The following is a 12,409-nucleotide window of genomic DNA, read 5'->3' as shown; positions in this document are numbered from 1 at the left end:
GGCGGAGCCGGTGCGCTCGGCGGTCAGTCGCTGGGGCGCTCGTGATAGCTGCGGCGCGTGTGCTCCGTGTGCGCGCGCATGATCTCCGTGGCGCGCCGTTCGTCGCGCTCCGCGATGGCGGCGATCAGCTCGCGGTGCTCGGTCCAGGACTGCTTGCCGCGCTGCCGGGCCACCGGGGTGTAGTACCAGCGGACCCGGCGGTGCACCTGGGCGGCCAGGTCCGCCAGCACCGCGTTCCCGGCGAGCGCCATCACCGTGGCATGGAACTCGGCGTTCGCGGCCACCGCGCCGTCCACGTCGTCGTCCAGGACGGCCCGTTCACCGGTGGCGCACACCTCCTCCAGCGCCGCGACCCCCTCCGGTCCCGCGCCCGCGGCGGCCAGCCGCGCGGCCTCGGCTTCCAGCAGGGTGCGGACGGTGAGGAGCTGGTCGGCCTCCTCCTCCGTGGGCTCGTGGACGAACGCGCCCTGCGCCGGGCGCAGATCGACCCACCCCTCGGTGTTGAGCCGCTGGAGCGCCTCGCGCACCGGCTGCCGGGAAACACCGAGCTGGCTCGCCAGTTCGCTCTCGACGAGGTGCTGGCCGGGCCGGAGGGCGCGGGTGGTGATGAGTTCGAGCAGCGCCTCGTAGACGCGCTCGCGCAGCGGCCCGGGCCGCTCCAGCCTCGGCACCGCGCCCTGCGGCAGCCCCTTGGACAGCATCGCGCCCCCTGTGGATCGGTGTCGGCCGGATTCCCGGATTGGTTATTGTCTACAGTTTACGCACACCGGGGCTACGGTCTCAGGGTCACGTGCAGGACAATGAGACCTCCCAGCACGCACGCATCCCCGCACGCAATCCACGCACAGAACCGGGACTGATCGACATGGGACGGGTCACTGAGCGACGCCGCGTCATCCGCCTCCGGGACGGGGTGGTCAGCCCCCGCCCGGACACCTTGGTGGCCGAGGAGCCGCTGGAGATCCGGCTGAACGGACGGCCACTGGCGATCACCATGCGCACACCGGGTGACGACTTCGCGCTGGCCGCCGGTTTCCTGGTGAGCGAGGGCGTGCTCGGCAGCGCGGACGAACTGGCGAACATCGTCTACTGCGCGGGCGCGACCGAGGACGGCTCCAACACCTACAACGTGGTGGACGTGAAGCTCGCCCCGGGCGTACCCGTCCCCGACATCACCCTCGAACGCAACGTCTACACGACCTCGTCGTGCGGCCTGTGCGGCAAGGCCAGCCTGGACGCCGTCCGCACCACGGCGCGCTGGCGGCTGGACGACACTCACGCCCCCATCCGTATCACCCCCGAGACCCTGACCGCCCTGCCCGACCGGCTGCGCGCCGCGCAGCGCGTCTTCGACCGCACCGGCGGGCTGCACGCGGCGGCGCTGTTCACGCCGGAGGGCGAGCTGCTGGACGTCCGGGAGGACGTGGGCCGCCACAACGCGGTGGACAAGCTGGTCGGGCGAGCCGTCCAGCAGGGACTGCTGCCGCTGTCCGGGGCCGTGCTGCTGGTCTCCGGCCGGGCCTCCTTCGAGCTGGCGCAGAAGGCGGTCATGGCGGGAATCCCGGTGCTGGCCGCGGTCTCGGCGCCGTCCTCGCTGGCCGTGGACCTGGCGGACGAGGCGGGGCTGACGCTGGTCGGCTTCCTGCGCGGCACGTCGATGAACGTGTACGCGGGCGAGCACCGGCTCGCCCTGCCGACGGCGGTCGGCGGCGCCTGACGGCACTGCCCCCGTCCCTCGAAAGAGTTATTGACCGACCGTTCTGGATAGGTGCTAGGGTTTCCCCATGGCCAGAACGAAGGAATTCGATCCGGAGGCCGCACTCCAGTCGGCTCTCGAGCTGTTCTGGCGGCGCGGCTATGAAGCGACCTCGATGGCGGACCTCGTCGAGCACCTCGGCATCGGCCGCGCCAGCATCTACGCGACCTTCGGAAACAAGCGCGAGCTGTATCTGAAGGCGATGGACCGCTACGCGGAGACCCGCGACCCGTCCCTGCTGGCCGAGTTGTCCCAGCCGGGCCCCGCACTGCCCGCGGTGCGGGCGCTGGTGCACCGCTTCGCCGAGGAGGCCGCCTCCCCGGAGCAGCGGCTGGCTGGCTGCCTGGTGACCAACACCGCGGCCGAACTCGCCCCGCACGACCCGGTGATGGCCCGCCGAGTGGAAGTGAGCTGGGACCATGTGGAGACCCCGCTGCACTCCGCGTTGATACGGGCCCAGGCCCAGGGGGAGCTTCCCGAGGACCGCGACCCCCGCGCGCTGGCGCGGATGCTGTTCGTCCTGCTCCAGGGGCTCCGGGTGGTGGGCAAGGCGTCGGACGACCCCGCCCGGGTACGGGACGCGGCGGAGCAGGCGCTGGCACTGCTGGACTGAGCACTGCTGGACTGAGCACTGCTGGACTGAGCACTGCTGGACTGAGGAAAGAGCGACGCCTCGCCGCTCCTTTTTCATGTCCACATATTGAACTGATCGGTCAAAATTGGGGGACGAGGATGACCACCGCCACGGATGCCGCATGCGATACCACCACCGGCACGCGCCGGCGCCAGGCGTTCGCCCTGCTCGGCTCCGTCCAGATCACGCTGATCTTCACGCTCGCCGCGATCGCCGTGCCGCTGCCCGAGATCGGGCGCGCATTCGGCCTGGAGCGCGCCGATCTGATCCTGCTGAGCGCCGCCTACGGACTGACCTTCGCCGGGCTGCTGCTCTTCGGTGGCCGCATCGCCGACCGCTACGGCGGGCGACGAGCCCTCGGCGCCGGGCTCACGCTCTTCGCCGCGGCCTCGGCCGCCGCCCCGTTCGCCCCCGGCATCGGCACCCTCCTCGCGGCACGCTTCGCCCAGGGCGCGGGAGCGGCGCTGATCGCGCCCGCCGCGATGGCCGTGCTGCGCGCCGTCTTCCCCTCCCCCGCGGCGTACGGGAGGGCGATGGCGTCCTGGGGCGGGCTCTCGGTGCTCGGCGCGACCGCGGGCAACGTGCTCTCCGGCGTCATAGCGGAACTGCTGTCCTGGCGTTGGAGCTTCGCCATACCGTTCGCGGTGGCCGCGGCCGCCCTGGCGCTCGCGCCGAGGCTGCTTCCGGACACCGCGCCGACCCCGGGCCGGACGCTCGATCTGCCGGGCGCGCTGCTGGCCACCGCGGGGATCACGCTCGCCAGTCACGGGCTCGTCGTCACCGACGCCCTGCCCTGGTCGTCGGCCGGGGTGCTGGTGCCGCTGCTCCTCGGAGCCGCGCTGCTCACCGCGTTCTGGTACGCCGAGCGCCGGGCCGGAGATCCGCTCCTGCCGCCCCGCTTCCTGGCGGACCGGCAGCGGGCCCTCGCCCTCACGGCCATCGCGTTGAGCGCCTGCGCGACCGCGATGACCTTCGTGACGTTCTCGCTCCACCTCCAGCAGGACCGCGACTGGTCCCCGCTGCGGACCTCGGCCGCCTTCCTGCCGTTCGCCGTCGCCCTGCTCGCCTCGGGCCGGTTGGCGGGAGGGCTCATAGCCCGCTTCGGGCCACGGAAGGTCACCGCCGCCGGGCTGGCCACGGCCGCTGCCGGGCTCGTCCTGCTGGCTTTCACCGGGCTCGACCCCCACGCCCCGTACGCGTCGGGGCTGCTGCCCGGGCTGATGCTGCTGCCGACCGGTACGGCGGCCTCCTTCGCCGGGGCCGCGGTCCTCACCACCGACGGTGTGCCGCCCGGGCGGACCGGGCTCGCCGGCGGGGTGCTGAACACGGCGATGGAGCTGGGTCCGACGGTGGTCTTCGCCATCGTGCTCACCTTCGGCAGCGACTCCTTCTCCCTCGCCGCGACGGGGGCCGCGCTCGCGGCCGCCGCCGCCCTGAACCTCCGCATCCAGCGGAGCCGTCCCTCCTCCACCGCACAAGGAGCCATACGATGAACCGCTTCACCGCCAAGACCGCCCTCGTCACCGGCGCGGGCTCCGGCCTCGGCCGTGCCATCGCGCTCGCCTTCGCCGCCGAGGGCGCGTCCGTCGTGGCCGCGGGGCGCACCGAAGCCACCCTGGCCGAGACGGTCCGCCTCATCGAGGCCGCGGGCGGCCGGGCCGCCGCCGTCACCGCCGATGTCACCGACTCCGACCGACTGCGCGATCTGGTGCGCGAGGCCGTCAGCCGCTTCGGTGGGCTGGACATCGCGGTCAACAACGCCGGGATACTCCGCGGCCAGGGGCCGGTCGGCGAGGTCAGCGAGGAGGACTGGGACGCGGTGCTGCGCACCAATGTGACGGGCGTCTGGCTGGCCATGAAGCACCAGATCGCCCACATGAAGGAGAACGGCGGCGGGGCCATCGTCAACATCTCGTCCAACCTCGGCGCCCACCTCCGGGTTCCGGGCGTCGGCGCGTACAGCACCTCGAAGGCGGCGGTGTCCGCACTGACCCGGGCGGCCGCGCTCGACCACATCCACCAGGGCGTCCGGATCAACGCGGTCAGCCCCGGCGCCTCCGACGGCCCCATGTCCCTGCTGCCCGGCGAGACCGAGGCCGACCGTGCCGAGCGGATGAAGACGCAGACTCCGCTGGGCCGACTCGCCGAGGCGGACGAGATCGCGGCGGCGGTGCTCTACCTCGCCTCCCCGGCGGCGGGTTCCGTGGTCGGCACCGATCTGGTCGTGGACAGTGGCTCCTCGGCCTGATCTCACCCGTAGGGCTGCCCCCACCAGGGCCCGGGGCCTGCCCCCACCCGGGTCCGGGGGTCGTCTCCATGGTCCGGGCCCCCTCGCCCCGGCAGGCTGGGGCGACATGAACAGACGTATCAGAACAGCCCGTTTACGTCTCGCCGCGGCCGCCACGGCGGCCGCCGCCCTGCTCGTCGGCGCCGCCGCCGTCCCGGCGGCCACGGCCGATCACCGCACCGCGTCCGCCGCGGCCACCACGCTCACCTCGAAGGAGTTGCACCAGCGGGTGGCCCGGATCCTCCGGGACGCCGGATACACCGGCATCACCGTGGAGGTTCGGGACGGCCGCCGCGAGGTCCGTGCCCGCGCGGGCGTGGCCGAGCGGAACACCGGCCGCCCCATGCCGTACGGGGCGAACTACCGGGCCGCGAGCGTCACCAAGACCTTCGTGGCCACGGTCGTGCTCCAGCTGGTCGCCGAGGGGAAGCTGTCGCTGAGCGATCCGGTGGAGAAGTGGCTGCCGGGCGTGGTGAGCGGCAACGGCAACGACGGCAGCCGGATCACCATCCGCAACCTGCTCCAGCACACCAGCGGCATCTACCGCTACGACCCCACGGAGGAGACCGGGGACACGGCCGAGGCGTTCGAGCAGAACCGGTACCGCCACATCGACCCCGCGGAGATCGTCGCCGGAGCGATGAAGCACCGGCCCGACTTCCCGCCCGCCGACGAGGACGAGCCGAATCCGCGGTGGAGTTACTCCAATCCCGGCTACCTCCTCGCCGGAATGATCATCAAGAAGGTCACCGGGAAAACATGGGACAAGGAGGTCCAGGAACGGATCGTCCGCCCGCTGGGCCTGACCGGCACGTACGCGCCCGGCGACGACCCTTATCTGAGGGGTCCGCACGCGCATACGTACGAGCGCTTCCCCGGTTCGACCGAGTGGACCGACACCACCGTCCGCAATGTGAACTGGGCGGGGGCCGCGGGCTCCCTGATCAGCACCGATCGCGATCTGAGCCGGTTCTACGCCGCCCTGTTGGGCGGGAAGCTGCTGCTGCCGCCGCAGCTCGCCGAGATGCGCCGGACCGTCGCCGTCAACGCGGACTACGAGAAGGCCTTCCCCGGGATGCGCTACGGCCTCGGGCTGGCCGAGCAGCCGCTGACCTGCGGCGGATCCCGCTGGGGTCACGGCGGCGACCTGGCGGGCGGGACGATCAGGGCCACCACCGACGCCCACGGGCGGCGCTCGGTCGTGGTCATGACCACGGGCACGACGTCCGACGACGAACAGCTCCTCGCGGCCGAGCAGAAAGTCCAGGCGCTGCTCGACGACGTGATGTGCGCTCGTAAACTCTGACGGCGGAGGTCGGGAAGCCGGAGGAGAGAAGTCCATGCGCATCGGCGAGCTGTCCCGGCGCACCGGGGTGAACGAACGCCTGCTGCGCTACTACGAAGAGCAGGGCCTGCTCCGGCCCGACCGGCTGCCCAGCGGCTACCGCGTCTACCGCGAGTCCGATGTGCGGACGGTGCACCGCATCCGCGCCCTCCTCGCCGCGGGCCTGTCCACCGCGGTCATCTCCCAGGTCCTGCCGTGTGTCCGCGACGACGGCGAGCGGTTGGTCCCGACCTGTCAGGATCTGCTGGGCCAACTGCGGCGGGAGCGGGACCGGATGACGACCGCGATCGAGGATCTGGAGACATCGCGGTCGCTGCTGGACCTGGTGATCACGGCGGGTCAGTCCGCCACGGACTGACCCGCGCCCCCCACGTGCCAGGCGTCGGGAGCCCGGCATGATCGGCGAGACACCCCCTGGGCCCCTACGCCTCGCGGCACGGCTCGACCGGCTCGGCCACCCGCCGCAGCAGCGCCATCAGTTGCTCGCGCTCCGCCGCGCTCAGCCCCGCCGTCAGCTCGTCGTTGGCCTCGTCGCCCAGCCGCCGCGTCCGCACCAGCCGCCGCTCGCCCTCCTCCGAGATGGCGATCGCGTTCTTCCGGCGGTCGCGCGGATCGGGGCTGCGGGTGACGAGGCCCTCGCCCTCCAGGTCGCCGACGATCCCCACCATGTCCTTGGGGTCGATGCCGAGGCTGCGCCCCAGCTCCGCCTGCGATACGGGGCCCAGCTCCGCGACGGCGGACAGCACCGCGTGATGCATCATCCGCATCCCTTCCCGGGCCAGCGCCTCCGCCACCAGACGGTGCCCCCGGGCGGCGGCGCGACCGAGGAGCCAGCTGGGCAGGGAGCGGATGCGGGCGGGGGCGAACGGGGTCTCGGGCATGGCCTCAGCGTACCCGGCACACCATGGGAACTCCCAACGTTGGCATTCCCAATGAATCCCGCTACCGTTGGGTCGCCCAATGAATTCCCTTGCCCCAGGAGGCCCCATGCGCCGCGTCCGTTTCCACGCCCACGGCGGCCCGGACGTCCTCCGCCTGGAGAAGGCCGATCCGCCCGCGCCCGCCCCCGGCGAACTGCTGATCCGCACCGAGGCGATCGGCGTGACCCTGCCCGGGGTGCGCCGCGTCCGGGACACCGGTACGCCGCTCCCCGGGTCGTTCGGCGGCGATGTCGCGGGGCGGGTGGCCGCGCTCGGGGACGGCGTCACCGGCTTCGCCGTCGGCGACCGGGTCGCCGCGATCTCGTTCGCGGACTCCTACGCCGACCTCACCACCGCCCCCGTCGTCACCGCCTCGCCGATCCCGGACGGCGCAACCTCCGTGGAGGCGGTCGCCCTCGTCCGCGGCGGCCATGTCGCCCTCGCCGCCCTCGCCACCGCCGCGCCCTCCCCCGCCGCAGCGCTGCTCATCACGGGCGCCGCGAGCGGCGTCGGCCATCTGGCGGTCCAACTGGCGTGCGCCCAGGGGGTGCGCCGCGTCGTCGCGGCCGTCGGCGACCCGGCGAAGGCCCCGTTCCTGCGCGGCCTCGGCGCGGACGAGGTGGTGGCGTACGGGGACGAGTCCTGGGACGAACCGGTCGACGCGGTGCTCGACGGCGTCGGCGGCGACCTCCTCCCCCGCGCCCTCGCGGCCCTGGCCCCGGCCGGGCGGCTGGTCTTCTTCAACTCCGGCGGCGGCACCGTCCCCGCGCACGCCCTGCTTTCCGGCTCGACGACCATCACCGGGCTGACCATGGCTCACTTCTCCCGAACCCGACCCGAGTTGTACGAGCGACACCGCGGCGAGCTGTGGCGGCTCTTCCGCGAGGGCCGCCTGCGCCCCGCCGTGCACGCCGAAATACCGCTCGACCAGGCCTCGAAGGCCCACGCCATCATCGAGTCCCGCACGAACCGGGGAAAGGTCGTCCTCATCCCGTGACGCACGGTCCTTGTTTCCACCCGGCGCACAGCGGGACACTTCTGCGACAGTCTCCCTGAGACATGGGATGTCGTGATGTCTTGATGTCCAGATGGCACTGAAGGGCAGGTCGTGACCATGGCGTCAGATCCCCGCACACGCCCCCGGACCAGACGTTGGCGGCGCCGCGCCTCGGTGCTTCTCGCCGCCGCGGCGCTGGCCCTGGCTCCGCTTCCGGTACGGGCCGCGGACACGGACGACACCGTGTCCGCGGCCCGTACCGATTCCGGCTCCTCCGCCTCCTCCGCGGACGCGGATTTCGACCAGCAGATCCTCTTCAAGTCCGGCCAGGACGCGGGGTACTTCTGCTTCCGGATCCCCGCGATCGTGAAGTCCGAGGACGGCACCCTGCTCGCCTTCGCCGAGGGCCGCAAGGACAACTGCGGCGACGCCGGGGACATCGACCTGGTGCTCAAGCGCTCCACCGACGGGGGCCGCACCTGGGGTCCGTTACAGGTGGTGAACGAGGGCGGCGGCGACACCCACGGCAACCCGGCGCCCGTGGTGGACACGCGCACCGGCCGGATCCTGCTGGCCAGCACGTACAACACCGGCCGGGACGACTCCCAGAGCTGTGATGTGCCGTGTGACCGCACCCCGCACCTCCAGTACAGCGACGACGACGGCGCCACCTGGTCCACCCCGCGCGATCTGAGCCCCGCCCTGCTGCCCCCGGCGTGGAACTCCTGGTACGCCACCGGCCCGGTGCACGGCATCCAGCTGAAGCGCGGGCCGCACAAGGGGCGGCTGCTCTTCACCGTCAACACCGAGAGCCACGACGGCACCCGCATCACCGCCAACCACGCGGCGCTCGCCTACAGCGACGACGGCGGCAGGCGCTGGAAGGTCGGCGCGGTGGACTCGTACCCGATCGCCCGGGACGGGACGTTCCGTCAGAAGCCGTCGGAGATGACGCTGCTGGAGCGGTCCGACGGCTCGGTCTACGTCAACGGGCGCGAACAGGACGGCACCGACCTCGGCCACCGGGACTACGCCATCAGCCGCGACGGCGGCGAGAGCTTCGCCGCCCCCTTCCGCGGCATCCCCGACCTGTCCACGCCGATGGTGCAGGGCTCGGTCCTGCGGCTGCGCGACGCGGGCCGCGACGGCCCGGGGCGGGTGCTGTTCTCGGCGCCCGCCGACCCCGACCGGCGCCGCACCATGATGATCCGCTCCTCCTGGGACGAGGCCCGCAGCTGGGAGGGGACCGACCGCGGCAAGGTGGTCACCACCGACTGGTCCGGCTACTCCGACATGGCCCTCATCTCGCCCGGCACGGTCGGGCTGATGTACGAGGGCGGCGCGGTGGACGCCCGCGACGAGATCCGCTTCGCCCGCTTCACCGAGGACTGGCTGGGCCCACGCGCCGCCCCGTCCCCGGTCACGGACGACCGCGCACCCCGCGCCCGCCCCGCGACCGTCCTCGGCGACGCCACCGGGACCACCGGGGGCCGCTTCGGCGGAGCGCTCACCTTCGACGGTACGGACGACGCCGTACGCCTCCCCTACCGCTCCTCGCTGCCGCTCGGCACTCGCGACTTCACCCTCAGCCTGTGGTTCCGCTACTCCGCCGCCTCCGGGCAGCACCCCTTCCTCTGGATGGGCGGCATCGGCGGCAAGCAGGCCCAGGTCTGGGTACGCGGCGAACCGTCCTCGAACCGCGTCCGCGCCCTCATGACCACCGTCAACGGCCCCGCCACCTACACCTCGGCCTCGGTCAGTACCACCGCCGCCCACAACGACGGCGCATGGCACCACCTGGCCCTCACCCGCACCGACGGCCGCCTCTCCCTCACGGTGGACGGCACCACTCCGGTCTCCGCGCCCGACGCCCCCGGCACCATCAGCCGCTCCTCCCCCTTCGCCCTGCACCTCGGCGAGGCGGTCGACGGCCGCTCCCGGATGACGGGCGCCCTGGACGAGGTCCGCGTCTACGCCCGGGCCCTGACCGACACCGAACTCCGCCACGTCCGCGAGTTCAACGCCCCCCTCGACGCCAAATCCGCGACCGCCCATCTCCCCCTGGACCGCGTCCGGTCACCCCGCTGACACCTCGCTCGCGGCGCGGGCGGCGGGCGCCTCGCGCCGTCCGCGCCGCCAGGCGAGGGCCAGCGCGGCCGCGGAGATCGACGCGGGACACCTGGCGCCGGATGTCGCCCGGGGACGCTCAGCGGGTCACGGACTGGGGCTGAGGGATCTCTTCCCGTACCGGCTCCGGGGCGGCTTCGGGCGCCGCCTCCGGGGCGCGGGCCGCGAAGCGGCGGGCCAGGACGGCGCAGACCATCAGCTGCATCTGGTGGAAGAGCATCAGCGGGAGGACGGCCAGGCTCGCCTGGGCGCCGAAGAGGACGCTGGCCATGGGCAGGCCCGCGGCCAGGCTCTTCTTGGAGCCCGCGAAGGTGATCGTGATGCGGTCCTCGCGCGGGAAGCCCAGCTTCCGGGAGCCGTACGTGGTCAGCGTGAGCATGAGCGCGAGCAGCACCGCCTCCACCCCGAGCAGGACGGCCAGCCGGGCGGGGGTGATCTGGTGCCAGATGCCCCGGGTCATGCCCGCGCTGAACGCCGCGTAGACGACGAGCAGGACCGAGCCGCGGTCGACCAGGCGCAGGACCGCGCGGTGCCGGGTGATGAAGCCGCCGATCCAGCGGCGGAGGAACTGACCGGCCAGGAAGGGGGCCAGCAGCTGGAGGGCGATCTCGACCATCGAGTCGGCGGAGAACCCGCCGCCGCTGCTGCCGAGGAGCAGCGCGGCCAGGACCGGGGTGACGACGATGCCGATCAGGCTGGAGAAGGAGCCCGCGCAGATCGCGGCGGCGACGTTGCCCCGGGCGAGCGAGGTGAAGGCGATCGAGGACTGGACCGTGGAGGGCACCAGGCAGAGGAAGAGGAGGCCGGTGTAGAGGGGCTGGGTGAGGACGTAAGGGACCAGCCCGCGGGCGGCCAGGCCCAGCGCGGGGAAGATGACGAAGGTGCAGGCCAGCACGGTCAGGTGGAGGCGCCAGTGGCGTACCCCGTCCAGCGCCTCGCGGGTGGAGAGCCGGGCGCCGTAGAGGAAGAAGAGGAAGGCGACCGCGACGGTGGTGGCCCCGTCCGTCACGGTGGCGGCCCGGCCGCTGACCGGGAGCAGCGCGGCGAGGGCGACGGTGCCGACCAGGCCGAGGATGAAGCCGTCCAGTGGCAGCCAGGAGGGGAGGGTGATCTTTCGGGTCGTGCGGATCGTGCGGAGCGGATGGTGCGGGCGGTGCGGGCGGTGCATGAACTCTCTTTCTCGCTGTCGTGGGCCCGGGCGCCGGACGGGGCCCTCTCCAGGCTGCCCGTGTTCGGGCCCATCGGGAATCCCGCATACCGCACTGACTGCTATCGCGTTCCGTGATGGGCGTGCCTAGGGTGGAAGACGTGTTCGATCCCGCCCAGCTCCGTACGTTCCTCGCCGTCGCGCAGACGCTCAGCTTCACCCGGGCCGCGCACCGGCTCGGGGTGCGGCAGTCCACGGTGAGCCAGCATGTCCGCAGGCTGGAGGAGGCGGCCGGGCGCCAGCTGTTCAGCCGGGACACCCACGGGGTGGAGCTGACCGAGGACGGCGAGGCGATGCTCGGCTTCGCGCGGTCGATCCTGGAGGCGAACGAGCGGGCGGCGGGCTGGTTCCGGGGCACCCGGCTGCGCGGGCGGCTGCGGTTCGGGGCGTCGGAGGACTTCGTGGTGACCCGGCTGCCGGAGATCCTCAAGGGGTTCCGCCGTGAGCACCCGGAGGTGGATCTGGAGCTGACGGTCGAGCTGTCGGGCACCCTGCACCAGCGGCTGGAGGCGGGGAAGCTGGATCTGGTGCTGGCCAAGCGGTCCGAGGAGCGGCCGCAGGGGCAGCTGGTGTGGCGGGACCGGCTGGTGTGGATCGGCGCGGAGGGGCTGCGGCTGGATCCGGGCCGCCCGTTGCCCCTGATCGTCTTCCCGCCGCCCGGTCTGACCCGGGCCCGAGCGCTGGACGTGCTGGAGCGGCACGGCAGATCGTGGCGGATCGTGTGCACGAGCGGCAGCCTCAACGGGCTGGTCGCGGCGGCGCGCGCGGGGCTCGGGGTGATGGCGCACACCGATGGCCTGATTCCGCCGGGCCTGGTGCCGGTTCCGGAGCGGGCCGGACTGCCGGAGCTGGGGCCGGTGGACTTCGTCCTGCTGTACGGGGAGCGGCAGCGGGACACCGCGACCCGCGCGGCGGCGGAGCGGCTCGCGGAAGCGATCCTGGCCGGGCCGGTGCCATGACGGGCGGAGCCCATGCCATGACCGGCCGGGCCCGCGCCATGACCGGCCGGGCCCGCGCCATGACCGGCCGGGCCTGTGCCGTGATCGGAGAGATTCCGTGCAGAAAGTCGTCACATATCAGCCACACATGCGGTGCATAGGGCCAGCATGAGTACAAACCGGCCCTTGCAGTGACCG

The 12,409-nt window shown here is 72.9% G+C and carries 12 protein-coding genes; 9 read left to right on the top strand and 3 right to left on the bottom strand.

Annotated features, from left to right (window positions below; all coding sequences use genetic code 11):
- Positions 1 to 23: 23 nt before the first annotated feature.
- Positions 24 to 701 carry a GntR family transcriptional regulator gene (locus tag LCH29_RS07920; protein ID WP_446460982.1) on the bottom strand — a complete coding sequence of 226 codons (678 nt, stop codon included), beginning with the start codon at positions 699 to 701 and terminating at the stop codon, positions 24 to 26.
- 164 nt (positions 702 to 865) lie between these two features.
- Between LCH29_RS07920 and fdhD the strand changes: the two genes are divergently transcribed.
- From fdhD to LCH29_RS07890, 6 genes are all read left to right on the top strand, one after another.
- Positions 866 to 1,717 carry a formate dehydrogenase accessory sulfurtransferase FdhD gene (gene fdhD, locus LCH29_RS07915; RefSeq protein ID WP_446460981.1) on the top strand — a complete coding sequence of 284 codons (852 nt, stop codon included), beginning with the start codon at positions 866 to 868 and terminating at the stop codon, positions 1,715 to 1,717.
- A 67-nt stretch (positions 1,718 to 1,784) separates the two neighbouring features.
- Positions 1,785 to 2,369 carry a TetR/AcrR family transcriptional regulator gene (locus LCH29_RS07910; protein ID WP_446460980.1) on the top strand — a complete coding sequence of 195 codons (585 nt, stop codon included), beginning with the start codon at positions 1,785 to 1,787 and terminating at the stop codon, positions 2,367 to 2,369.
- Positions 2,370 to 2,488: 119 nt separating this feature from the next.
- Positions 2,489 to 3,883 (top strand): MFS transporter, encoded by a 1,395-nt coding sequence (locus LCH29_RS07905; protein ID WP_446460979.1) that lies wholly within the window; start codon positions 2,489 to 2,491, stop codon positions 3,881 to 3,883.
- Entirely contained in the window at positions 3,880 to 4,638 is a 759-nt protein-coding gene (locus tag LCH29_RS07900) for an SDR family NAD(P)-dependent oxidoreductase (RefSeq protein WP_446460978.1), read from the top strand. Before LCH29_RS07905 ends, LCH29_RS07900 begins: the two co-directional genes overlap by 4 nt.
- A gap of 106 nt (positions 4,639 to 4,744) precedes the next feature.
- Positions 4,745 to 5,983, top strand: a complete 1,239-nt coding sequence (locus tag LCH29_RS07895) for a serine hydrolase domain-containing protein (RefSeq protein ID WP_446460977.1) — start codon at positions 4,745 to 4,747, stop codon at positions 5,981 to 5,983.
- Positions 5,984 to 6,017: 34 nt separating this feature from the next.
- Positions 6,018 to 6,380, top strand: coding sequence for a MerR family transcriptional regulator (locus LCH29_RS07890; protein WP_446460976.1), 363 nt, complete (start codon positions 6,018 to 6,020; stop codon positions 6,378 to 6,380).
- A gap of 64 nt (positions 6,381 to 6,444) precedes the next feature.
- On the opposite strand, the gene LCH29_RS07885 is transcribed toward LCH29_RS07890, so the two are convergent.
- Complete coding sequence (locus LCH29_RS07885) at positions 6,445 to 6,903, bottom strand: MarR family winged helix-turn-helix transcriptional regulator (protein ID WP_446460975.1); 459 nt, start codon at positions 6,901 to 6,903, stop codon at positions 6,445 to 6,447.
- Between the two features lie 106 nt (positions 6,904 to 7,009).
- On the opposite strand from LCH29_RS07885, the gene LCH29_RS07880 reads away from it, so the two are divergent.
- Both LCH29_RS07880 and LCH29_RS07875 read left to right on the top strand, forming a co-directional pair.
- Complete coding sequence (locus tag LCH29_RS07880; protein ID WP_446460974.1) at positions 7,010 to 7,939, top strand: quinone oxidoreductase family protein; 930 nt, start codon at positions 7,010 to 7,012, stop codon at positions 7,937 to 7,939.
- 117 nt (positions 7,940 to 8,056) lie between these two features.
- Positions 8,057 to 10,027: an exo-alpha-sialidase gene (locus LCH29_RS07875; RefSeq protein ID WP_446460973.1), complete on the top strand. Its 1,971-nt coding sequence runs from the start codon at positions 8,057 to 8,059 to the stop codon at positions 10,025 to 10,027.
- A 118-nt stretch (positions 10,028 to 10,145) separates the two neighbouring features.
- Here the strand turns inward: LCH29_RS07875 and LCH29_RS07870 are convergent, their stop codons facing one another.
- Positions 10,146 to 11,234 carry a bile acid:sodium symporter family protein gene (locus LCH29_RS07870; RefSeq protein WP_446460972.1) on the bottom strand — a complete coding sequence of 363 codons (1,089 nt, stop codon included), beginning with the start codon at positions 11,232 to 11,234 and terminating at the stop codon, positions 10,146 to 10,148.
- A gap of 140 nt (positions 11,235 to 11,374) precedes the next feature.
- Between LCH29_RS07870 and LCH29_RS07865 the strand changes: the two genes are divergently transcribed.
- Entirely contained in the window at positions 11,375 to 12,232 is an 858-nt protein-coding gene (locus LCH29_RS07865) for a LysR substrate-binding domain-containing protein (RefSeq protein ID WP_446460971.1), read from the top strand.
- Positions 12,233 to 12,409: the final 177 nt, after the last annotated feature.

The organism is Streptomyces sp. BRA346 (assembly GCF_052851135.1).
Note: the sequence above shows the minus strand (reverse complement) of the source record. Positions and strands in the feature narration are given on the sequence as shown.

Bases quoted from the DNA above. Each gene is read 5' to 3' on its own strand.
- LCH29_RS07880 (WP_446460974.1), top strand. From the start codon at position 7,010: ATGCGCCGCGTCCGTTTCCACGCCCACGGCGGCCCGGACGTCCTCCGC.
- fdhD (WP_446460981.1), top strand. From the start codon at position 866: ATGGGACGGGTCACTGAGCGACGCCGCGTCATCCGCCTCCGGGACGGG.
- LCH29_RS07900 (WP_446460978.1), top strand. From the start codon at position 3,880: ATGAACCGCTTCACCGCCAAGACCGCCCTCGTCACCGGCGCGGGCTCC.
- LCH29_RS07905 (WP_446460979.1), top strand. From the start codon at position 2,489: ATGACCACCGCCACGGATGCCGCATGCGATACCACCACCGGCACGCGC.
- LCH29_RS07870 (WP_446460972.1), bottom strand. From the start codon at position 11,234: ATGCACCGCCCGCACCGCCCGCACCATCCGCTCCGCACGATCCGCACG.
- LCH29_RS07890 (WP_446460976.1), top strand. From the start codon at position 6,018: ATGCGCATCGGCGAGCTGTCCCGGCGCACCGGGGTGAACGAACGCCTG.
- LCH29_RS07875 (WP_446460973.1), top strand. From the start codon at position 8,057: ATGGCGTCAGATCCCCGCACACGCCCCCGGACCAGACGTTGGCGGCGC.
- LCH29_RS07895 (WP_446460977.1), top strand. From the start codon at position 4,745: ATGAACAGACGTATCAGAACAGCCCGTTTACGTCTCGCCGCGGCCGCC.
- LCH29_RS07885 (WP_446460975.1), bottom strand. From the start codon at position 6,903: ATGCCCGAGACCCCGTTCGCCCCCGCCCGCATCCGCTCCCTGCCCAGC.
- LCH29_RS07910 (WP_446460980.1), top strand. From the start codon at position 1,785: ATGGCCAGAACGAAGGAATTCGATCCGGAGGCCGCACTCCAGTCGGCT.
- LCH29_RS07920 (WP_446460982.1), bottom strand. From the start codon at position 701: ATGCTGTCCAAGGGGCTGCCGCAGGGCGCGGTGCCGAGGCTGGAGCGG.